Annotated in this window: 23 protein-coding genes; 21 read left to right on the top strand and 2 right to left on the bottom strand. The window is 46.9% G+C overall.

All coding sequences use genetic code 11. The features are described 5' to 3' along the window. The 11 genes from traN to PPRO_RS18720 all read left to right on the top strand — a co-directional run bounded on the left by traN (position 1) and on the right by PPRO_RS18720 (position 11,005). Positions 1–2,046, top strand: coding sequence for a conjugal transfer protein TraN (traN, locus tag PPRO_RS20505; protein ID WP_011733883.1), 2,046 nt, complete (start codon positions 1–3; stop codon positions 2,044–2,046). After that, the gene (locus tag PPRO_RS18765; protein ID WP_011733882.1) at positions 2,043–2,645 is read left to right on the top strand and encodes a hypothetical protein; all 603 of its coding nucleotides are present in this window, start codon (positions 2,043–2,045) and stop codon (positions 2,643–2,645) included. The genes traN and PPRO_RS18765 overlap by 4 nt, the downstream gene beginning before the upstream one ends. Continuing rightward, positions 2,645–3,193 carry a hypothetical protein gene (locus tag PPRO_RS18760; RefSeq protein WP_011733881.1) on the top strand — a complete coding sequence of 183 codons (549 nt, stop codon included), beginning with the start codon at positions 2,645–2,647 and terminating at the stop codon, positions 3,191–3,193. The genes PPRO_RS18765 and PPRO_RS18760 overlap by 1 nt, the downstream gene beginning before the upstream one ends. Then, positions 3,190–4,179 carry a TraU family protein gene (locus PPRO_RS18755; RefSeq protein WP_011733880.1) on the top strand — a complete coding sequence of 330 codons (990 nt, stop codon included), beginning with the start codon at positions 3,190–3,192 and terminating at the stop codon, positions 4,177–4,179. The genes PPRO_RS18760 and PPRO_RS18755 overlap by 4 nt, the downstream gene beginning before the upstream one ends. Then, positions 4,146–5,129 carry a type-F conjugative transfer system pilin assembly protein TrbC gene (locus PPRO_RS18750; RefSeq protein ID WP_157040150.1) on the top strand — a complete coding sequence of 328 codons (984 nt, stop codon included), beginning with the start codon at positions 4,146–4,148 and terminating at the stop codon, positions 5,127–5,129. Before PPRO_RS18755 ends, PPRO_RS18750 begins: the two co-directional genes overlap by 34 nt. Positions 5,130–5,348: 219 nt before the next feature. Continuing rightward, complete coding sequence (locus tag PPRO_RS18745; RefSeq protein WP_011733878.1) at positions 5,349–5,741, top strand: hypothetical protein; 393 nt, start codon at positions 5,349–5,351, stop codon at positions 5,739–5,741. Continuing rightward, positions 5,719–6,210 carry a S26 family signal peptidase gene (locus PPRO_RS18740; protein WP_157040149.1) on the top strand — a complete coding sequence of 164 codons (492 nt, stop codon included), beginning with the start codon at positions 5,719–5,721 and terminating at the stop codon, positions 6,208–6,210. The genes PPRO_RS18745 and PPRO_RS18740 overlap by 23 nt, the downstream gene beginning before the upstream one ends. A gap of 19 nt (positions 6,211–6,229) precedes the next feature. Further along, entirely contained in the window at positions 6,230–6,508 is a 279-nt protein-coding gene (locus tag PPRO_RS18735; protein ID WP_041533021.1) for a hypothetical protein, read from the top strand. An 8-nt stretch (positions 6,509–6,516) separates the two neighbouring features. After that, positions 6,517–7,257 carry a hypothetical protein gene (locus tag PPRO_RS18730; RefSeq protein ID WP_011733876.1) on the top strand — a complete coding sequence of 247 codons (741 nt, stop codon included), beginning with the start codon at positions 6,517–6,519 and terminating at the stop codon, positions 7,255–7,257. Between the two features lie 19 nt (positions 7,258–7,276). Further along, on the top strand, positions 7,277–10,651 hold the full coding sequence (locus PPRO_RS19905) for a conjugal transfer protein TraG N-terminal domain-containing protein (RefSeq protein WP_011733875.1): 3,375 nt from the start codon (positions 7,277–7,279) through the stop codon (positions 10,649–10,651). Positions 10,652–10,654: 3 nt separating this feature from the next. Beyond that, a complete protein-coding gene (locus tag PPRO_RS18720) occupies positions 10,655–11,005 on the top strand; it encodes a hypothetical protein (RefSeq protein ID WP_011733874.1) in 351 nt (116 codons plus the stop codon). On the opposite strand, the gene PPRO_RS18715 is transcribed toward PPRO_RS18720, so the two are convergent. Further along, positions 11,002–11,301, bottom strand: coding sequence for a hypothetical protein (locus PPRO_RS18715; protein ID WP_041533020.1), 300 nt, complete (start codon positions 11,299–11,301; stop codon positions 11,002–11,004). The genes PPRO_RS18720 and PPRO_RS18715 overlap by 4 nt on opposite strands. 55 nt (positions 11,302–11,356) lie before the next feature. Here PPRO_RS18715 and PPRO_RS20500 point away from each other — a divergent pair, with 55 nt between their 5' ends. The 10 genes from PPRO_RS20500 (at position 11,357) to PPRO_RS18670 (ending at position 19,696) form a co-directional block, all read left to right on the top strand. Continuing rightward, entirely contained in the window at positions 11,357–11,941 is a 585-nt protein-coding gene (locus PPRO_RS20500; protein WP_011733872.1) for a M23 family metallopeptidase, read from the top strand. 32 nt (positions 11,942–11,973) lie between these two features. Next, entirely contained in the window at positions 11,974–12,450 is a 477-nt protein-coding gene (locus PPRO_RS19900; protein ID WP_198138378.1) for a metal-dependent hydrolase, read from the top strand. 2 nt (positions 12,451–12,452) lie between these two features. Next, the gene (locus PPRO_RS21970) at positions 12,453–12,743 is read left to right on the top strand and encodes a WGR domain-containing protein (protein WP_049759856.1); all 291 of its coding nucleotides are present in this window, start codon (positions 12,453–12,455) and stop codon (positions 12,741–12,743) included. Between the two features lie 274 nt (positions 12,744–13,017). Beyond that, positions 13,018–13,770, top strand: a complete 753-nt coding sequence (locus PPRO_RS18700) for an SH3 domain-containing protein (RefSeq protein ID WP_011733870.1) — start codon at positions 13,018–13,020, stop codon at positions 13,768–13,770. Positions 13,771–13,774: 4 nt separating this feature from the next. Further along, positions 13,775–14,020: a hypothetical protein gene (locus PPRO_RS21100; RefSeq protein WP_157040148.1), complete on the top strand. Its 246-nt coding sequence runs from the start codon at positions 13,775–13,777 to the stop codon at positions 14,018–14,020. A gap of 34 nt (positions 14,021–14,054) precedes the next feature. Further along, a complete protein-coding gene (locus PPRO_RS18695; protein WP_011733869.1) occupies positions 14,055–14,846 on the top strand; it encodes a hypothetical protein in 792 nt (263 codons plus the stop codon). 1,016 nt (positions 14,847–15,862) lie between these two features. Continuing rightward, positions 15,863–16,423: a hypothetical protein gene (locus PPRO_RS18685; protein WP_041533017.1), complete on the top strand. Its 561-nt coding sequence runs from the start codon at positions 15,863–15,865 to the stop codon at positions 16,421–16,423. 122 nt (positions 16,424–16,545) lie between these two features. Then, positions 16,546–16,983, top strand: a complete 438-nt coding sequence (locus tag PPRO_RS21095) for a hypothetical protein (RefSeq protein ID WP_157040147.1) — start codon at positions 16,546–16,548, stop codon at positions 16,981–16,983. Continuing rightward, on the top strand, positions 16,980–18,485 hold the full coding sequence (locus PPRO_RS18675) for a UvrD-helicase domain-containing protein (protein ID WP_011733866.1): 1,506 nt from the start codon (positions 16,980–16,982) through the stop codon (positions 18,483–18,485). Before PPRO_RS21095 ends, PPRO_RS18675 begins: the two co-directional genes overlap by 4 nt. A 137-nt stretch (positions 18,486–18,622) precedes the next feature. Then, a complete protein-coding gene (locus PPRO_RS18670; protein WP_157040146.1) occupies positions 18,623–19,696 on the top strand; it encodes a DUF5131 family protein in 1,074 nt (357 codons plus the stop codon). Between the two features lie 623 nt (positions 19,697–20,319). On the opposite strand, the gene PPRO_RS18665 is transcribed toward PPRO_RS18670, so the two are convergent. After that, positions 20,320–20,625: an integration host factor subunit alpha gene (locus tag PPRO_RS18665; RefSeq protein ID WP_011733863.1), complete on the bottom strand. Its 306-nt coding sequence runs from the start codon at positions 20,623–20,625 to the stop codon at positions 20,320–20,322. Positions 20,626–20,910: the final 285 nt, after the last annotated feature.

The following is a 20,910-nucleotide window of genomic DNA, read 5'->3' as shown; positions in this document are numbered from 1 at the left end:
ATGAACATGAAACTAAGAAAAATCACTAAAGAAATACTAGCATTTGCTGTTTCAAGTGCTTATGCGGCAGCGGTATTTATCGCAACAGGCATCCCGCAAACTGCAATGGCAACAAGCTGTGAAGATGTTGTTCCAGGTACAAACATAAAATATTCGTCTGCCCTGGTGCATTTCATTTATGATGGAACAAAAACGTATGCGATTGCTAAATCAGCACAGACTGGTTCTCAAAACATACCTGACGCATTTTTCGCGTTTAGTTCATGGATAGATAGAGATTACGAATATACTGGTAATGATACGTCATCGCTTAAACTCCAAATAAACAATAAACTTTTTGGTGACGCTCGCCCAGTACTAATTGATAGTCAAACAAAGCGTGATTTTATTATTCAGCATTATAAGCAATTTCTTGATGCCTCCAGCTCAAATAAATCGACCTATGTTGAAGCGTGGAAAGAATATGGCGTTGGTCAAGCTTTCACCGACTTCAGTGGTGCCGCTCTACCTTATACCAGCTGGGCATTAGGTGTGCCGCCTAATACTTCTAAGATTGCTTCGCCTCAAGGTGTTGTCATGGGGCTTGATGGTATCTGGGCCAATGGAGAAAATGGTCAACGCATTTCGCAAATTGTCGAGTTCAATGGGAAACTTGATTGTGCAACAGATCTAACGGCCAACGTAACAACGCCAACGACAACGAGCACTCTTCTACAGGGCAGGGTATGTGGCCAGGATTTGAACTCTGATGGTGATATTGGTGAAGATGAAATCAAGGCTTGTGTCACGACAACCCAAGGGACTGAATATTGTCCAGTTGGAAGCGCAGATTGTACCCCCACTTACCAAACGGCGACGTGTACGGCTGGCGCTGTGCTCAACACATCGCTTGATGTGTGCCAGATAGATCCTGCCCCCTCTACGCTTCCTCCTGTTTGTATATCAGGGACAACTTATAATTCGGCAACATCCAAATGTGAGTCATCTCCTGTTTGTAGCTCAGGAGCTTATGATCCCACTGTTGACTCATGCAACATCGGAAACAACACATGCCCTCTGGGAAGCGCATACGCCTGTGCAGACATAGAAGGGAAAATGCAGTGCAACTCGAATACCTGCTTTGATTCAACTAGTCCTACTGGTGGTGAAGATGAAACAGAAATGGATGAATCGATGTACCAGGACGACGCACGGAATGCGGATGGATCGTGTTCTGGTCAGTTGATGATTTTTGCAGGTAAAGGCTCAAGATGTCGCCCACCAGGCATGAAGGTTGGTTATATCAATAACTGTTGCCAAAGCGACGAAGTGATGACTGAGGATACTGGTAATACAATCAGTTCTGCTATTTCTGCAATACAGACCATGTATGAACTAGGTCAAGTTGCGTATTATACATATATGTTATCGACTGGATCTGCTGCGGTTACAGGTGTGACAACCGGAAGTATAACAGTCTCAGTTGCTGGAACAGCTACAACGCTAACTGGTGCTACTGCTACTGGTGTGGCTACTGGTGCAGCTGCAAGTGCTACTGGAGCAAGTCTCGCTGGTAGTATGCTGGCAAGTGTGCAGGCTTATGCAACAGCGTTATTAAATCCAGCGACAATAATCGTAGCTGTAGTGATCATGGTTGTAATGAAAGTGTTGATGGGTTCAGGTTGTGACGCTAAAGACATTCAGACTGCTGGTCAGGTAAAGGCTGATCAGTGTCATTACATAGACAGCTACTGTCAAAAGAAGTGGTTTATAGGATGTGTGCAGAAAGCAAAAGGGTATTGTTGTTTTAATTCCATGATGGCACGAATCATCCACGAGCAGGGACGCCCCCAGTTGACAACATTTGGTCTGGATGGTTCATGGGGAACGCCTAAAAAGCCAAATTGCAGAGGATTTACTCCTGAAGAGTTTGAGTCTCTGGATTTCTCAAAGATAGATTTTTCAGAATACTATGCTGTTCTGCAGAAAGATATGGCAACCAATATCACAAATGCACAAACTAAAATTCAGACAACAATACAGAACCGGAAGGATCAAATCCAGTGAAACATTTACTGTTTGCTGCGATAATAATCGCTCATACCTGTAATGCCATTGGTAGTGAAATAGTTACTGGCATGACATACCAAATATCAGAAAGAGACGCACTAGAAGAACTTGAAGAGCGTGTACAAAAAGCTGATTGGAAAAAACATATACAGTCAATAAAACCGAATAAATACCGTCCTAGCAATTTAATTGAGCTTCCTAGAGCTAGAGGTGCAAGCAAATTTCTGGTTGATATGAGCTATACCGTCGAATCAGATATTTTAAATAATAAAGGAGAACTTCTGTACCCGAAAGGATATACCTTCAATCCGCTAGACTTTATATCATTTGAGAAAACTCTCGTAGTTATTAATGGCGATGATCCTAAACAGGTCAGATGGTTCAAGTCTTCTAGTTTAAAAAACAAGATCAATGTATCTTTATTCTTAACCCAAGGTGATGCGATATCTACTTCAAAAGATCTCGCTAGACCTGTTTATTACGCAACAAAACCACTGGTGGCACGTTTTCAGCTTAGATCGGTCCCATCCGTGGTAAAAGCAAGTGGAAGATGCATGGAGGTGGAAGAGATCTTTATTAATGGAGGGAAGGATTGATGCTTAAGAAATTCATTGCGTATTCTGCTCTTGTTGCTCTGGTTTCTGGTTGTGCTGGAAACACAACACGCTATCAAGATGCAAGGACTGTTTCAAGCATTAACAGTTTGGCTGGGGTTCCTTATGCCGGGTATCTAGGTGTTGCGGCAATGGCAGCAGATGTCGTTTCGAAAGTAGGAAAGCCAAAAACAGGGGTAATATCTCCTGGAATCATGAACCACTTGCTTTCATCGCCAATGTATTTGGAGAAATGGATTCCTCGAAAAAAGAATGGTGTGCTGTTGACGGTTGAGAATACACCACAAATTTCTCGTGATTACACGGAAACGTATGCAAAAACAGTCCCACGATTGATAGGGGGCGATTTTGGCGATGGCGGAGAAGTCGTTGTCAAAAAGAATATTGAAGCGTGGCGTGATGGAAAACGGGTTGTTGCTGAGTATCACGGACCTAACGGTGTAAAGGTCATATGCGTGAGCGACAATAATAAACCGTTCAATATTATGACCAGGGAAGAGTGGGAAAACCAAAAGGATCTGAACAAATGACCAGAATAGTGGTTTTTGCGATCTTGTTGCTTTGTGCCGCGGCAAATTCGTTTGCCGGAGTTATTAATCCAGTAACGGATGTTTGTTGGCGCTGCATGTTTCCTATGACAACAGGTGGGGTTTCCTGGGGAGATGCTGGGGAGCCGGCGGCGGGAAATGTGACAACACCAGTCTGTACTTGCGTCGGGACCAGCGGCGTAAGGATAGGGGTAACTGCCTCATTCAATGAGCATGCTTGGCTGATTGAATCGGTGAAGACTCCCTATTATTTTCCTGCGTTGGGAACAAAATTGAACAATACGTCTCCAGGCTATAACGCAGGGGATACACGCGGAGCAACAGGTCAACATGTTCGTGAGTCGTTTCATCATGTGCATCAGTACACGTTTCCCGTGTATGGAATTGTGGGGCTTTTCCTTGATATGCCATGTTTGGAACAGGATTCCTTTGACCTTGCCTACATGACAGAAGTTGATGATATGTGGTCTGAAGATCTTCTGGCCATGCTGATCAATCCAGAAGCTCTTGCGTTCGGAAACCCGGTAACCCAGATGTCATGCATATCTGATGCTGTTGCGGCGGGTGCGGGCTATCCCATTGACTCGCTGTTTTGGTGCTTCGGATCGTGGGGCTCGTCATATCCACTGACCGGTACAACTGTAATTGACGATCCTGTGACGGCTGCTGCTGCTACTGCGTCCAGGATGATTTTCAAGCTCGGGAGGGAAGGCGCCTTGTGGGACACGGGAATTGACGAGTGTTCGAGTAGAGGTGTTTTGACTCCGTTCATGGTTAAGTCTCACTATAAATTTCAGATTGCTCGGCCGGTAGTCGGCAATCAGTGTGTACCGATAGGAAGGACTGCACTTCTTTGGGGCCCTGGCAAAAACCCGATTGTTGGCGGTGCAGGAAAAGTTGATGAGTTTCTGTGGGTAGCAACAAGGAGGCGGGTGTGCTGCGTCGCGTACAACTTAACAGATCAATAATGGTTTTTGCTCTCACGCTTGTACCCACCTTGGCTGGTGCGGCAGGCTTTATTGAGACCCCTGATGAATGTTACATGGTCAAGACAATGGACAAGCCCGCAAAGACTATTCAGCTCGCTGCTATGGGTCGGTGTCAGGGGAGGCCAGGCCGGGTTTTTGTGGACCTTGATGGAGAGGTCACGGTTTTACGGGATGGGGCAGTATGGAAGAGACAAACTGTTCAGCCAATGTCTATGCCTGATCTAGTGGGAACTATGGTGAAGGCGAAGGAGATGGCAAAGTCCATGGTTTTGCCCAAAAACGCTTTTGAGAAGGAAATGCAGGCGAAAGCAGCTGAGACGATAGCCGTTTACAGGTCCCCTGAATACCAGGCAAAACTCGCCAGAGAAACGGCGAGGATAAAGAGGGAGATGTTCCATGAACAGTTGGAGGCGATCCCTGCCGACAGGGGGGGGGCGAAGCAAGTCAAGGCGCTCGCCAAACAGGAGTCTCCAAAGCGGGCTCGCCTGCAGGATGATGAGCGCATCTACGTTTTTATTTCGTCTTCAATGCCCATGGAAACGATTCGTAATTATGCGGTGTCGGCTGGCCAATACAATGACCCCAAAAAGGTTGTTTTAGTGATGAGGGGGTTCATTGGTGGCATGCAGAAGATAGGGCCGACAACAAGTTTCGTTGCCGACGTGTTGAAGAGGTCTGCAACGTGTAATCTGGCGGCCGGTGAGCAATGTGATATGGTGAATACCAATGTGCTGATCGATCCGATACTTTTTCGGCGATATGGAATCCGGGAAGTGCCGGCCACTGTATATGCAAAAGGAGTAAAGGTTAATTTGCCTGAGCAGAGCGAAGGTAATGATGATGTTGTGGTCGGATCCTTTGCGGTTGCGTATGGTGACGCCTCGCTTGAATACAATTTGAGCAAGATTGCTGGATCTGTTTCCAGATAGAGTGGTCAGATCCAGCAATAATTCTCTCCCAGTGCAATTTCCTTCCTTCTCTTATTATTTCAATGCCTTGCCACAACAAGCACCTGGTTGTCCTGCTGTTCATTCGTCATATAGAGATTTAATTGCACCAAATAATCTAAGTCCCTGCCAGATATTAGGGTAGAGGGGATATTTGCGTCAAAATGCCTCCCTTCATAATTTCACGATACTGGAGGAAATATGACAGGACAAGCTCAGCCCATTTTGGAAACAACAACGCCAATCATGAATCATGCGCCGGTGCCCCCCGGTCTTCCGTCGGTCCCGCCCTCGGCGCCACCGAGTTATGTGACTAAGTCCGGAGCCATTGTGCTGGCTCTGGTAGTGAGCCTTGTGTCGTCTGCAGCATCGATCTGGGGATACGATCACTACCTGGCACAGAAGGTGGTGGCCATCGATATCAAGTCGTTTGTGGAAGAGAAGAAGGCTGATTATATCGCTGGAAGGCTTGATGACGCGGGCTTAAAGCGTGAGATGGATAAGCTCGAACTCGCCGTATCTTCTATACCCAAGAACAAGGTGGTGCTCATGGGGGACTTGGTGGTGAAGAATGTTCCGATTATCAAACCTTGATTCGCGACAACGTGTAATTCTAATAGTTTCTTTATCTGTACTCGCTGTATTTTTCAGCTTAACCTTTCCTCGATTCTTTGTTGTGAGCATCACCAAATCTCTGAGCCACAGACTGTATTGGCTTGATAAAGACACTGCAAAGATAAAGTACGGCGACTACGTTCTTTTTAGGCACAGCGACGTTGCAACACAGTTTATAGAGCAAACAATGATAAAACTGGTGAAATGCGACGAAGGTGATGTGCTTACAGTAAATGAAAAAAAAGAGCTTTACTGTAACAATGCATTTATTGGTCGAGCAAAAGATAAGGCTCTGAATGGAAAAAAGCTTGTCAACTTCGTCTGGAACGGTCCAGTTCCTCCGGGAATGTTCTTACCGATGGGTGACCATAAAGATTCATACGATGGCAGGTACTACGGATTTTTGCCGAAAAGCAAAGTTTTGAAAAAAGCTCACCCAGTATTTTGAACAAAATAGTGGAGGTTGTATGCCGCAAGAGCTCTCGCATAACAGTTCTGTAATCGAAAAGCTGAATCCTTTGCATTACATGAAGCCGGAAGACTACACAGCTTTTTGGCAAAAAATCTTCTCAACGATTCTGCTTGGGTTTTGGGCAAGATTTTTTTTCTACGTGTTGCTGTGCATGGCGTTTTATGTCGGTGTTCGACAGAGAAACCCAACATTGGCGGCGGTCTGCATCGTCCTTGCTGCATGTGTGGCTTATGGGTCTGGTGTAATCGGCATGGCCAGTTCAATACGCTGGTGAGGTGACGCATGGCGAAAGATAATTCAAGCCAACCCGATATCATGCCGTTGCCGGCGGGATCAGAAATTCATCCCAAAGGCCTTCTTGAAGCCATTTCATACATTGACCAGCAGTTCGCCAATGAGCTTGGCGGCTGCATGATCAACTCTAGGTTTCTTACAACCAAACAGCGAATTGAGTTTATGGAAGTCGGATTTCGCTCCTCGTTTATTTCGGGGGTAATCTCAGCATTGCTGACTCCTGTGGCGATCGGCGCCATTGAACGCTATATCCCGATTTTTGGGAACTCAAATCCATGCTTCTTTGATCAGCTGTCTGCTTTGTTGTTGGCCTTATGCTTCAGTCTGGGGTATGCGGCCTTTATTGCCAAATCTGCAACTTCCTATATCGGTGAGTATACAAAATCAATGGTACGCAACCTGTTAGGAGGTATGTTGTTCGGGGCATTCATCAAGGTCGTACTGATTTACATCATATTCAACTCTATATATTTCTTTGTATTTACAGAAAAAAATGTTTTGTGGATTACGTCTAAGTTCTACTATATGAAAATGACATCAGAACAAGTATCTAATGTATATTCATGGTTGCTTGGTTTCAAATCAATATTCTTAACATCGTCGAACTTTGTTGTCATCTCAACACTAATATTTGTCTTGATTCCATTTGGGGCATACTATTGGGCATCTCTGAGAAACAAGCGCCTTGTGAAGGCTGGTGCAATTAAACTTGAAACAAAAGCTTTCTGATAGCAAACGGAGCGTTTGAATGAGACTCAAAAACAAAACATTTGTTATTCTGACTTTACTTGTAGCAATAAGCTTAGTACCGTCACTTGCTTTGGCAACAACCATGGAATATTACTGCTATGGAAGTTTCGGGCCTGTTGTATCTGCTTTTAAGCTCATTGCTACAATATTCGGAAACAACAGTTATCAGTCTTTGTTTTATACAGTAATTATCTCGGCGGCAGTCTTTACTGGCTTAGCCGTGTATACGAAAATCGCATCCGGCGGCCAGACAAGCATACTGGGATGGTCTGTTCCTATGGCGATCGGAATTGTCATGTACATTGCGTTTTTCGTCCCAAAGGGCAGTTTGCAGGTTTATGACGAAGTAATGAATAAAACAGAGCTTGTGACTCAGGTTCCAGAAGGAGTTGTTCTTGTAGCAGGAACATTCAATTTGATTGAAAGAGGTCTTATTGAAATTGTCTCTACCTCTGGGTCAATTGGTTCATATCAAACCCAAGCAGGCGGGAAAGGCTTTCTGGGACTATATGCTCTTACGACCAGACCATTATCTTCAAAGACAAACATATATCTTGAACAAAACCTGAATTATTATTTAAAAGACTGTGTAACCTTTGCTGTCAATAATCCTGCATCTAACCTGACAATTGATGAATTGCGCCGCACTCCTGCTAGCTTCTCAACAAGTCTCGTAAAAGCAGCTAATCCTGCAATATACACTTTGTACTTATCACCAACCGACTCTCAAGGCGATTCGCTAAATTGCACTGATGCATGGACAGCCATTGTTGCTGATATGACACCTGCCGAACTATCTGGCAACATGGAAACTGTATGCACTGAATTGGGATATGATGTATCTGATGCTGCACAGTTTAATCAATGCAAACAGGCTGTAACAGACGCAAAAGATACTGTTGGTCTTTCAGCGCTTACCCTTGATGAATTTGTAAAGCAGGTATTTATCAAAAACCGCCTAGACAGCTCTTACCAAAGCGGCAACACTCAAGTAGTAAGCAATTATCAATTCCTCACAAACGTTTCCGGTTCCATGAAGTCATTCAATGAATACTATCCGGTTCTGCGTGGTGTTTTGACTGCTGTTGCTATCGCTCTTATTCCGATACTGATTATTTTTCTTCCTACACCGATGTCGGGCAAAATTGCATCGATCTTGTTTGGTTTCTTCATCTGGTTAACGGCATGGGGCGTGGTTGATGCCATATTGCATGGATTTGCGATGGAGTATGCAAATAGCGTTTTCAGTCAGGTGAGGAATGAGGGTCTGGGTCTCGATGCTCTGTATTTCTTTCCCAATGCGTCGGTAAAAGCCTTGGCCATGTTTGGGACTCTGCGAATGAGTGGCCTGGTGCTGTCGACTGCGCTCACCGGTATGTTAGTTAAATTTGGTGGAAATGCAATCACTCAGATGGGTAGTAGCCTCCAGGGGCATATTGCCGCAGCGGGTGGAATTGGTGCAAGCCGCACCGAGGACATAGTAGGCCAATCTCAAGCCGTGACAGGCCTGTCTGCAGCTGGAGCTCCTACGGCAGCATGGGCGAGTTCACCAATGGCTATCAGGGAAGAGGGTGCTTACGGAAATATGGTAGGAAGCACTTCGAATGGGCTTAAATCAAGTGGAGGCGTTTTTGAGTCAGGAGGCATACCCAACTACTATGGTCTGCAGACCGGGATGGGACAGATGGAAACTTCCGGCAATATGGGTGCTGTAGGAAACTGGGAGACCGGTATGCAGATCGGCCGGCAGATGGGCATGCAGAACTCAGCATTAAGGGGAATTCAGAGCATGTTCAAGATGAACCCCGGGGCATTCAATACGACAATGCAAGGTTTGCAGGCCCAGGCCGCCCAGAACGGATGGAGTGGTGATCAGGCCGCAGATGCCTTTTTTGCCGGGAAGACAATTGACGGTATGAAGGGGAACTCCATCGGCAACGTTGGTGGATTCAATATGGCGCAGGTTGTTACCGGTAACGACGTGACTACTACTGGCGAAAAGGGTTCAATGAGAATGACCTGGGGGTCGAATGGCAATTTGCAGGCAGTGACAGGATTCAATCAGAGCTTTGATCTATCTGCTGCTGAGGAGCAGGGATATACATCGCGTATTGCGGATTCGCGTGCTGAAACCGCCAGCCACCTCCAGAGCGCTGGATCGAATATTATGGATGCGCTTTCAAACACGTCGACTCGATCGGCCCTCAGTTCGCTTGCTCAGCGCTCCTCAACAGTTAAGTCGGGTATGCATGAAACTGCGAAAGCGATTGGTACAGCTATTTCACAGAATGTTGACAAGGCGCATGCAATTAAAGATAGCCACGGAAATACAATCGAAAAAGGTAGTAGGGCGTGGTCACAAGTGGTCGCAAAGGCCCAAGCAGCCCTTGAATTCCTTGGTTCTGGTGGAGGCGTTACCGGTAGCATGGGAAGTGAAAAATCGGTTTCTGTCAAAACTTCTGATAACCAGGTCTATACCATGACATTCGGCGATAATGAATCGCGTCAGATTGCCCAAAAAGCTGGGGAAACCTGGAAAGACAGCACGTCTTCAGCGAGGAGTACCGACAAGTCCGTTGAGAACCAACGGTCAGTTGGCGAGGCGCATGCGGTTACCAATACGAAAAGCGCGCTCGACCAAGTATCAGCTTCTGAACAGCGGACCAAGACGCTCGAAGAGGCGAGAACGTCCTCTGTGCGAATGTCTGGAGCATCAAAAACGTCGATGGATGCGGGTTTTGTCAGTTGGTTGGGTAATAAGTTCGGAGGTGGGATAGAGGGAGATGTAAAGGCAGCAAATCATATTCAAAATCTTTCGTCTGCGGGGACTCAGGATTCAATAGGCCAATTATCGCAGCTGCAAAACCAGTTTATTGGGGAACGCGGCTTGCGCCTCTCTGGTGAGGGGCTTCCTGCTGTTGCCGGGCCAACCGCAACTATGCCAAGCAGGGAGAGCGTCCAGGGAACTATTGCAGGGGCAACAGCGAGTTTGAATCACACCCAACATGCAATGCCGCGGCCGGCCGGTCCTCCGGCAAATCTTCGCCAACAGATCATGTCTGCCAATCCACATCAGGGTGTTTCTGTGCCCAATGTAACTGGATATCAGCGTTATATGGATACGGTGAAAGGTAATATGGGAACAGCGGGCAGTGAAATGGAAAAAATAAACCAATCTCCCGTAGCCCCTGACTTGGTTTTTTGGGGGCAGGTAGCGTCACCAAACGCAAAGGATACATCGCGAGGGTATGTTTATGAAAATATTATGCCCTCTGAATTTTTCAAAGGAAGAGATAGCAGTAAACCGACTGCGGCAGACGCTGGTACAGTGTCACCCTCGAAAGGGTTTTCGGTTCAAAAGAGGAGGAGATAGGATATGGGGAATCAAGGTATGGGGAAGCATCATTATCCATTCAAGTATGTCGTGATGGACGACGGAATTCAGGCTCTTGTTTGGGCATTAGACGGGCCAATCAAGGTTTCAAGAAAAGCGGATTGTCACCTGGTTAATGAAGGTGTCTTGGCTGTTGCCGGGGAAGTTGCTCTGCCTATTCACGACGATTTGTTGAAACAATTGATCGAGTCACCACGGGTGCTCGTGACCTTTTTAACGGATCGTCTTGTGGATCATGAACATGTGCTGGTGGAGATGGATCTTCCGAAGTTATACGAAATGAAGGGTGCTCTTGCTGCGCTTAAACAAACAGGGGCTATAGCCACGAGCTAGTAGTGCTGATCGTGGCTATAGAGGGGGGAGCTGGCATCGTTTCTATCAAATAGATAGCAACAATTGACTTCTTTTGCCATTTGCTCCAGTTCGAGTCCGGTTCTGTTCCACCTTGTGTGGAGTCCGGCTGCCCACAGAAACCAGTATGCACCAAAGACGAAATGGATGCCCCAGAGGTTGGCATCAATGACTCCTCCGATATTGAGCACGAGAACGATGGACCACACCACAGTCATGATGATCATGAAGAGGTCAATCATCTGTATTTCTTTGTGGGCTTTTTCCATGAAAGTCATTTGCTTTTCCTTGTCTGAGGTAGACTTCATTCTATTTTGGTAACTTTTTAAAAATATGCAAGAGAAAAAAAGACACAGTATTGCTGTTCTGCTTCTTGTGGGTCTGCTTTTGATCCTGACGGATGTTGCCGAAGCTGCACAGCCTGTCCCGTTTGGACGGATAACTTCGGTTCGAGGGTGGAGGCGTGATCCATTTGGATCTGGTCGATCAAGGTGGCATAACGGATTTGATATTGCCGTCCCGACAGGGACTCCTGTGAATCCCACTGAGTCCGGAACGGTGAGCTTTGCTGGGGTTTACAAGGGGTATGGTTACCTGGTTGCCGTGGATCATGGAAATGGTTACGTGACGATGTACGGTCATCTGTCGCGAATTCATGTGAGGGTCGGCATGACGGTTACACCGCGGGATGTCATTGCGCTGTCTGGAAGCACTGGAAGAAGTACCGGTCCTCATCTTCATTACGAAATCCGGCAGTGGCCTGGCGCCGGGACCTTCCTGTCTCCCCCGGAAATGGCAAATAGCGCTCCATCGGCAAATCATGATGATGGATGGGTAGACGAACAGTTGGGTGAAGTGAACAGAAATGCAGGATTACAAGCTGGAGTCGACAGGGATGGTTGGTTGCATGGAATGTGACAGGACGAGAAATGCGGTGGCGTAATCACCAAATGATAACCGGAATTGCCATCTACTCGATTACAGGCGGTTTCTTGTCTGCGTGGCTGGCTGCGGCCGGTTCAGTGCTGCCGGACGTGCTTGAATTGAATGGGTTGATCAAACACAGGACTGTGACTCACTGGCCGTATCCATATCTGGTCATGGCTGCAGTACTTTATGCTCTTGAGTATCGCACCCCCTCGATCGTGTTGTACCTGATCTTCTTCATGTTGCTCGGAGTGATCTTTCACCTTCTCCTGGATGGTCTGAGCATAACCGGTATCCCTGTTGGATTGAAGCCCACGAGCAATAGGAGGGTTGCGCTCAATCTGTATACAACATTTACGCCAAGTGAGGACTTGACTACAGCTGGGTTGATTGTGGTATTTTTAGCGATAACCTGTTTCAGAGGGTTTCTGAATACACAACATATCCAGCTTGAGCTTAGCATGATTGTAGGTTTGCTGGGGGCGCTGGCCGGGAGGTAAAAATGGCATCTATTGGAGTGCTATTTCAGGACTATGGCATCCGTGAGTTGTCATCAGTAAACCACGAACTGAATAGAAAGAGATACTATCTGATCGAGGTTAGCCCAGGCCTATTTGGGCCAATTTTGATTAGATCGTGGAACCGTATTGGTTGTAAGCCACGTGTGCTAAAAAACTATTGCGACTCATTGGACGCTGCATTGAAAGAAGCGAATCGCGTCTACCGCTTAAGGCAAAGAAATGGGTATCAGGATGTCACGGCCTTTTTTGAGAATCACAGAAGGGTAGGGTAGGGTAGGGGGGCCGGTTTGCTGTAATCAATACCGTGGTACTCTCAACGCGTTCATAGTTTGTTTCCTCTCACCGGATGGTCATCATCCGGTTTTTTTTTCATTATTCTCTTCTTTTTTGCCTCACCTCGATTTAATTGCACCAAATAATCTAAGTCCTTGCCAGATATTAAGGTAGAGAGGATTTCCCTCAAAATCTAGAAATCTCATTTCGCAGGGTGCAATTCATCGCAATGACTCAAATATGCGATGAAAAGCCCAGCTGCAAGGAGTGTTTATGAAAAAGACAATGATTGTGTTGCTGGCGCTGGCCATGGGGTGCTCTGCCGCTTGGGGGGAGACAGGGGTGATAAGCGGAAACATGCTCAAGCTCAGGAAGAAAGCCTCAAGCAAATCGCTTTCGCTTGAGGCTTACCCGGAGGGTGAAAAAGTCGAGATCCTCGGTAAAGCCAAGAACGGTAAATGGCTAAAGGTCAGGGTCCTCGCCGATGGCATGGAAGGTTATGTCTACTCAAAATATGTCGGGCCCGAGAAAGAGCAGTATCCTGAAACCCCTGATCAGAAAACTGTTGCACCGGTAGCGCCTGTCGTAGGCGATACAAACCCACGTGATACTGACAAACCCGAAGAGAACAACAAACCCCAGGGTAAGGTTGTCGCTTTGGTTGCCAAAAGCGATGACTCTGAATCTCTGAAACAAGAAATCGACAGGCTCAAGGCTGAAAGCACCTCGCGCGCAGGGCAAATCTTCATGCTCAACAAACAGATGATCCTGGTGAACCAGATTCCTGATTTCCGGTTGATTACCGCAGTCGAAATTGGTGGCGAAAGCGTTCAATTCAATGGCTTAGGAACCGTCCGGATGGCCGAAAGGGATGGCCGCGTTGTATTCAGGATTCCTGCGGATCTGGCTGAAAAGGCCAAGGCTCTCTTCGGCAAGGTGGGCAGTAACATCCTGGAATCCAGTCAACGAGTTATCTACATCACGATCGACAAAAGTCGTCTGAACGTGGAAAGCGGAAAGGGGTAAAGAGATGTGCTGTGAAGTGCTGCAGGAAGTGAGTTTTGTGGAGAGGTTTCGCGGAAATCCGTACCGAGTGAGGGTTATCAGCTCAAAAGATCGTGTTGATGTTTTTCTTCCTGTCCATGAGACGTTTGTGGATCTTGTTGCGAGCTTTGGGTCCGGGATGGATCGCCAGGAAATTCAGAGTGCTGCAGAAGATGAGTATCAAAAATGCTTGCGCGATGGAATTCGGCGGATACGTGGCGAAATTGGGTAGAAAACCCAAATATCAATAGGGGGTATGGACTGAAATGAAGAAAACAGTGATTGCGGCACTTTTAGTGACCGCATCAGCAACATGTCATGCAGGAGAGTTGTCAAGACATGAAACCTGGTTGTATGTGCCAGTCGAAAGCTTCAACTGGAGAGAGTACGATGCAGGCTCGAAAATACTTGAAGAAGATGGAGTCCGTTTTGGACTCGGGGTTGACTATCGTTACCGTTCTATGGCGGGAAAGATGCCCTTGAGGTTCAGGGGAGAGTTCCTATATGGGGATGTCGATTATGACGGTCACACTATGACCGGCATTCCGGTTGATACAAACGTCAAATACTTCAACTGGAAGGCAGAGGGCGATGCTGCCTGGAGGTTCTGGTTTGATAGGGTGGTTGTGGATCCCATGTTGGGATTTGGATACAGGGCCTGGTCCCGTGATATCAAGGATGCTGGGGGTATTGATCCTGACACTGGATATAGTTTCACCTCATCAGGCTACAAGGAAAAATGGAGCATGATCTACGGATATGCCGGTCTGCGCCTGGAAACAAATCGCTGGAAAAACGACAAGTGGGGATTCTTTGGCGAGGCTTCCGCAAAAATCCCCATTTCAGTGACAAACAAGGTGAGTGAGTACGATGTCAAAGTCCATCCTCGCAAGGAAATCACACCTTATGTTGAGCTCGGTGGGTGGTACGACAAAATTCGACTTTCCGCATACTACGAGCGCACAGAATTCGGCCGGTCCCCCTATTCTTCTGGGGGGGCATATCAGCCGAAGTCCGTATCTGACGTGTTCGGTGCCAAGGTGGGCATTCGGTTTTGATTCACCTTTGATGGTCTGGTCCCCCCTCCCCCTCGTGGTTAGGGGGGATGTTGGTGACTGGCAGATCTCCCTGCGCCACTTTCCTCACGCAGCATCGATTTAAATCAAGCTCCATATTTGGCCAACCTGACCTCCACTATGGTCCACGGCATGGATGGGGCATATCAGCGCACCAAGATCACCTCTCCTGTGGGCGGTGTCACGAGTATATCCCAGATAGGCTCACCTCTATCTCCAGCAACCTGGCTGGGACATTCGGCTTTGGCTATGACACCTACGGCAACATGGTGACTGCCGGAGTGTGAGCATACTCGTGGAACAGCGCCGGCCAACTGATCGGAGCCTCGAACAGCTCAATCGTGGCCGGTTACGCTTATGATCCGTTTGGGCGAAGGATTTATAAAGACGGCTGGCGGAATCACAACCAGTTACGTCTACGATGACGAGGATATTGCCGCCGCTGTTTAGGGTGGCGTGACGACGTATTTCATCCATGTGTCGGTAGTAGATGAGCACCTGGGGATGGTGCGGGGCGGCGTTCCCTGTTTTGTCCATCTTTCCCGATGTTGATAAAATAGGGGGGCTCAGTGGAGTGAAACCTATTCTTTAAGAGGGTAGGGTGGGAGAAAGAGGAGGAAGGCTATGTTTGCATCACAAGATATGACATTTGAACCACACTGGAAACCGTTGGAAAATCATATCAAGGACGAATGTTCTCAATTCATGTTCATGTGGTCGAACCGGCTTCCTGATGGTACGGTTGTCCACTCTTACAAGCACATAGAGACCAGGCGCTACATTCATCTAAGTGATGATGGTAAGATCTGGGAATATTTGAATCAGAAGTACAAGGAAGTGCGCTAATTGTTGACATGTTGACGTGATTTTAACTTTGCGGGGTTGGGCATGAAACGAATATGGACTGACAGAGATCAAATAGTGCGACGAAGTGGCGGCTACCTGTCTCGTGACGGGAAAGCTGGAACGTGCCCTCTCATGGAGGGAGAAACGTGAATATGAAGTCGAATGTCATTCCCTTTGCCCAAAAAAGAAAAAACTGTCTTCAGCCGCTGAATATTCCTGTGCCGCCAACTCTTGAAGAGGCCATCTGTTACCCGGGTGAGGAGCGATATGTGGCCTTGTGGTGGACCAGGTGCGGCGAGGATATTGTCTACGACGATGGCCTCTGTTCTGGAACTGGTTATTCATATGGGTGGTTGGCCTATGCACGCCATGCGATCGTTGCCCCTATTTTGTCCAGGTTGGACTACATGGATTTTGATCTGCGAGATGCGCCTGCAAAAGAGAGGTTGTTGCTTGATCGATACAAGCGCTGCTTCATGTTTGGGCCAACTGAATTTGTCATGATTTCCATGAAAACCGGCAATAACATCACTGAGTATGATTGTCCACTTATTGAGCTGAGCGTGGATCAATTGGCCGAAATCAATGATGCTTTCGGAAAAATCACATCCTTCACCAGTAAAGAGCTTGAAAGGCGAGTAGAAGAGCACCACCGCCAGATAAGATCCATGCTTACCTGGTTGGATGAATTGCAGGCATCAAGGGGCGTGTAGTCCTTGTGTGTCTTTTGTAATGGGGAGAGGAATCCAATACAAAATCCCTTGCGGCCTGTTTTGTTGACGGCGGGATATCACAACACAAGGCGCGGAATCAGCGCTGGATTGGGGTCGATCTTTTGGCGGAAGAAATGTGCTTAAAGAAAGAAACGGAGCTTGTCCTGTCGTTTTTAGAAGAGGCTCGTGATTATGGCGTCAACTATGCACAAAACCGACTTTGGCAGCGCTGGAAGGTAGGCCATTACAAAATATCTGATGTTGGTAAAGCGGCAACAATGGTTGGCAAGAAGATTGAACAACAGTACTCCGGAGAGCGTTTTGGATATCTGTTCGTTCTGGTAGCGTATACCCTTGTTGCGGTTTCTGGCCTTCTTGTTGTTCTGGATCCGGGAGTTTCTAGTGTGCTTCAGTTGTTTGCCTGTTTCGTAGTGCCGGTTGCTGTGCTCCTTGTGAAAATCTACTGGAAAAATTTCAAATCCACTCGTGAACGTCAGGCACAGACAAAGCACGACCTGGAGGCGCTCTACAAGGCTTTCGGAGGGATGCTGCAGCTATGAGGATGACCGAAGAACAAAAAGCTATTGTGGAGCATCATGGTAATGCCAGGGTCAATGCTTGCGCCGGCAGCGGGAAAACCTCGACGTGTTTGGAGTACATCAAGGCTCGGCCGAGTGCAAACACATTGTATCTAGCTTTCAATAGCACAGTACGGGCAGAGGCCACAAGGAAGTTCAAAAAGGCTGGTCTGACCAATGTAACTGTCCATACATCCCACTCTCTGGCTTATCAGGCGGTCGTCGCCGGGAAAGGATATCAACTGCATCAAAATGGCAGTCTGCGTCCATTCGATGTGCTCAACTGGCACGATCCAAAGGTTAAATTCAGGGATGAGATGGATCGTATGCTGTTTGCAAAACATGTCTGTGATCTTATGAGTGCGTATTGCAATTCTGACAAGACAAAGATATTTCATGTTGACTACTATGGTATGGTTAAAGAATGCTCAAACTCAAGGAGTTTTGTTGGTCGCTATCTCGATAACATTGAGAATGCTGTTGAAATACTTCTTTCTGATATGTGGCATGGCAAAATACCGATAACTCATGAATCATATATCAAGAAGTACCATCTTACATGCCCTGACCTTTCTGAATTTACGCATATCCTGTTTGATGAAGGCCAAGACGCCAACCCAGTTCAGTTGAGTATATTTTTGAATCAGACTGCATCAACCAAGATCATCGTAGGTGATAGCCACCAATCGATATATGGTTTTAATGGAGCTGTAGACAGTCTTTCTAAAGTAAACTTTCCTTTATTACGACTATCAGCCAGCTTCCGATTTGGTGAAGACATTGCAAACACAGCAATGAGAGCTTTAAGGCTAAAAAAACTGCTGGGCTTGTCACTTGATGGTTTCAATATAAGGGGACTTGGAGGCGATATCGAAGTGGATTCTCATGCACAAGCCTATATTGCGCGCAGCAACATCGGTTTGCTGAATGAAGCGATCGACGTTGTTATAGAGCAGAAAAAGAAAGCAGCTTTTGAAGGAGATATTAAATCCTATTCCTTCCTTTCTGGCGGCGCATCTATTTACGATGTGCTAAATCTTCATCTTGGAAAGCCAGAAAGGATCAGAGACCCTTTCATTGCAAACTTCGAAAACTATGAAGATCTCAAAAAGTATCAAGCACTGACCAAAGACCAAGATCTTGGTTTGGTTATGAGTCTAGTTGAGCGATATAAGGGCAGTCTTTTTATTCTTATTAAGGAGATTAAAAAACTAGCTGTACCTAAGCAAGAGGCCGAAGTTATATTCAGTACCGTTCACCGTTCAAAAGGTCTAGAGTATCCAACTGTAAGGCTTTGCAAGGACTTAATAACTGGAAAAAAGATTATGCAAAAATTAGCTACAAACAAAAACGACCCAAACAACAAAACAGAAATATCTGAACTTGTCGAAGAAATCAACATGCTGTATGTGGCAGTAACCAGAGCTACAAAAATGCTATTGTATGACTTTACAATATCAGTAAAACCTAATGCTGCTCAATAACTTACTATAAGATGACATTCAATCATATCTAAGTAAGTTTCTGCTAAAAGCTGACAACAACAAGCTTACGTTGTACTAAAATAACAATAGTTAGTGATTTAACTATGTTGATTACGCTCTGAAAAGGATGTTTGCAAATGATATCTTGTTGTTCTTCGCTGTCTCAAGACCTGTCAAAAGTTATTCCCTTGGGTATGTTTTGGACAAAGCGATGGCATTTGGTTTCTGGATGCACGCCTGTATCGGCAGGGTGTGAAAACTGCTGGATGCGCCGGGAGGCCAGGCTCCGCTGTGGTCATCCTTACGCCTCGATTCGAGCGCTTCACGAAGACTTGCTCACAGAGGCTGGCCAGTGGAATGGAACAGTCAGGTTTAATGCTCAGTTGCTGGAAGTTCCGCTACACTCAAGGGTGCCACAGATTTTTGCAATCTGGTCTGATCTTTTTCATGAATCCGTGTCTGATGCAGACATTGATCGAGCTATGGCCGTAGTGCTGGCCTGTAGGGTTTTTTCCAATCGACCACACCGGTTTGTTGCCCCCACAAAGCGGTCTAGCCGACAGCGACGGTACTTCTCCTCCAGGAAGCCGGCAGAGCTTCTGCAGGCATGGGCAAAAGCAGGAAACGAGTTCATTTTTTGCAAGGCCCCGGAAATTTCTTTCAGCGAGCAGGTCATGGGGCTTTGTTATGGACCTGCCGACAGCATGGGGAGAATTCTCAAGGACCATGGCGAATGGGGGTACATAGAAAAGCTCTTTCCCTTGCCAAATTTGATTGGATGTGTCACCACCGAAAATCAACAAGCTGTGGATAAGCGGATCCCCGATTTTCTGAAAACGCCGTTCCGCACCCGTTTAGTCCTTGCTGAACCCCTGTTGGGGGCGATCAGTTTGCTTGGATCTAAGGACCTGGTTCATGGTGTGCTCGCTGGCGGTGAATCTGGAAATTCTGCACGCCCATCTCATCCGGACTGGTTCAGGCAATTACGAGATCAGTGTGGACATGATGATCTCCCCTTTTTTTTCAAGGCCTGGGGCGAATGGTTACCGCACGGTCAGGAAGTGATGAATTCGCTCTTGCTACCCAACGATCTTCCCGCGGCGAGCTGGTATAGATGGCAAGACGGTAATCGCTCGATAAAAGTTGGAAAGAGGGGAGCCGGACGCCTGCTGGATGGCCAGGAACACAATGATCTCCCGGTGGTCATATGAAAGCTCTTTCTTTGTGGCCACACTGGGCTTATTTGGTTGCTGTCGGTGGAAAATTGATTGAAACGCGGTCTTGGGCAACGAAACATCGTGGCCCATTGGCTATATGTGCGTCACAAATTGCTCCAAGGGCAGCACTGCATATGGCGCTCAACAATGTGGAGATCTCTCGATTCCTTCAGGGCCGCAACATGCTTGATAGGCGTTTTCCGTCAGGGTGTGTCATGGCGGTATGTGAATTGGTCGATTGCATCAGGATCACATCGGCGTTCGTTGAGAACTTGTCAGCACTGGAGCTGGCTGCCGGTGATTATACCCTTGGTCGGTATGCCTGGCGTCTAGACAAGGTTAATCCGCTTCGTGTTCCACTTCTTGTCCGGGGTAGGCAGGGGCTTTACGATGTTTCTGGGGTCTGTCGGGTGTGTGGATGCACGGATTTTTCGATTTGCGTTGAACGAACCTGTGATCATTTTTGGGTAGAGCCCGATTTGTGCTCGGCTTGTGCACGGCCGATGGTCAACATCAATGCTGTTCACAGCATCCTATCGGATCATAGATTGGACACTCTCACTGAGAACTTACTGTGGCAGCAAATGAAGGGTGAAAAGGGCGTGAAGCGGAGGTCTTTAATTGGTTTGGCTGCTGCTGTCGTCGGTCACGGAATTAATCGCATCGCGTAAAATAGAACTTGGCTTGAATGTGAGAACGCGCCGGGCAGAGATGGTGAGTCTCTCACCTGTTTGTGGGTTGCGCCCACGTCTGTCTGTCTTCTGCTTTACGTTGAAGCAACCAAAGCCCGAAATCTTGATCCTCTCTCCGGAGGCAAGAGTGTCTTTCATGATGGAGAGGACGGTTTCGACTAAATCTGCTGCTTCCCTCTTGGGGACTCCTATAGTGTTACTCACTTTTTCGGTGATATCCGCTTTTGTCATTTGTTACCGCATGTCCTTTCGTTTGGTCTCAATAGATTATCAAACTCACGCACAGTCCAAATCTGTTCTAGCGTGTTGTATACCAACTCATAAAGCCCGGTGTCTGCCGTTGTAGTGAAATGTAGACGCTGAGCCCTTCCCAGATTGCTCTCCCACCGGTAGGTAATCTCTTGAATGGTATGCCGCTCTCCCTGCCAGTCGAACCAGACGGGTTTTATTGTCCCATTCGGACTGAATACAGCAGCAACACGTATGACATTTCGGTTCATATTTATCTCAACTTAC

The sequence above is a fragment of the Pelobacter propionicus DSM 2379 genome, assembly GCF_000015045.1.
Taxonomy (GTDB): Bacteria; Desulfobacterota; Desulfuromonadia; order Geobacterales; family Pseudopelobacteraceae; genus Pseudopelobacter; species Pseudopelobacter propionicus.
Note: the sequence above shows the minus strand (reverse complement) of the source record. Positions and strands in the feature narration are given on the sequence as shown.

Bases quoted from the DNA above. Each gene is read 5' to 3' on its own strand.
- PPRO_RS18745 (WP_011733878.1), top strand. From the start codon at position 5,349: ATGACAGGACAAGCTCAGCCCATTTTGGAAACAACAACGCCAATCATG.
- PPRO_RS18675 (WP_011733866.1), top strand. From the start codon at position 16,980: ATGAGGATGACCGAAGAACAAAAAGCTATTGTGGAGCATCATGGTAAT.
- PPRO_RS20500 (WP_011733872.1), top strand. From the start codon at position 11,357: ATGCAAGAGAAAAAAAGACACAGTATTGCTGTTCTGCTTCTTGTGGGT.
- PPRO_RS21100 (WP_157040148.1), top strand. From the start codon at position 13,775: ATGTGCTGTGAAGTGCTGCAGGAAGTGAGTTTTGTGGAGAGGTTTCGC.
- PPRO_RS21970 (WP_049759856.1), top strand. From the start codon at position 12,453: ATGGCATCTATTGGAGTGCTATTTCAGGACTATGGCATCCGTGAGTTG.
- PPRO_RS18760 (WP_011733881.1), top strand. From the start codon at position 2,645: ATGCTTAAGAAATTCATTGCGTATTCTGCTCTTGTTGCTCTGGTTTCT.
- PPRO_RS19900 (WP_198138378.1), top strand. From the start codon at position 11,974: ATGATAACCGGAATTGCCATCTACTCGATTACAGGCGGTTTCTTGTCT.
- traN (WP_011733883.1), top strand. From the start codon at position 1: ATGAACATGAAACTAAGAAAAATCACTAAAGAAATACTAGCATTTGCT.
- PPRO_RS18720 (WP_011733874.1), top strand. From the start codon at position 10,655: ATGGGGAATCAAGGTATGGGGAAGCATCATTATCCATTCAAGTATGTC.
- PPRO_RS18700 (WP_011733870.1), top strand. From the start codon at position 13,018: ATGAAAAAGACAATGATTGTGTTGCTGGCGCTGGCCATGGGGTGCTCT.
- PPRO_RS18695 (WP_011733869.1), top strand. From the start codon at position 14,055: ATGAAGAAAACAGTGATTGCGGCACTTTTAGTGACCGCATCAGCAACA.
- PPRO_RS18740 (WP_157040149.1), top strand. From the start codon at position 5,719: ATGTTCCGATTATCAAACCTTGATTCGCGACAACGTGTAATTCTAATA.
- PPRO_RS18755 (WP_011733880.1), top strand. From the start codon at position 3,190: ATGACCAGAATAGTGGTTTTTGCGATCTTGTTGCTTTGTGCCGCGGCA.
- PPRO_RS18670 (WP_157040146.1), top strand. From the start codon at position 18,623: ATGATATCTTGTTGTTCTTCGCTGTCTCAAGACCTGTCAAAAGTTATT.
- PPRO_RS18665 (WP_011733863.1), bottom strand. From the start codon at position 20,625: ATGACAAAAGCGGATATCACCGAAAAAGTGAGTAACACTATAGGAGTC.
- PPRO_RS18735 (WP_041533021.1), top strand. From the start codon at position 6,230: ATGCCGCAAGAGCTCTCGCATAACAGTTCTGTAATCGAAAAGCTGAAT.
- PPRO_RS18685 (WP_041533017.1), top strand. From the start codon at position 15,863: ATGAAGTCGAATGTCATTCCCTTTGCCCAAAAAAGAAAAAACTGTCTT.
- PPRO_RS18730 (WP_011733876.1), top strand. From the start codon at position 6,517: ATGGCGAAAGATAATTCAAGCCAACCCGATATCATGCCGTTGCCGGCG.
- PPRO_RS18715 (WP_041533020.1), bottom strand. From the start codon at position 11,301: ATGACTTTCATGGAAAAAGCCCACAAAGAAATACAGATGATTGACCTC.
- PPRO_RS19905 (WP_011733875.1), top strand. From the start codon at position 7,277: ATGAGACTCAAAAACAAAACATTTGTTATTCTGACTTTACTTGTAGCA.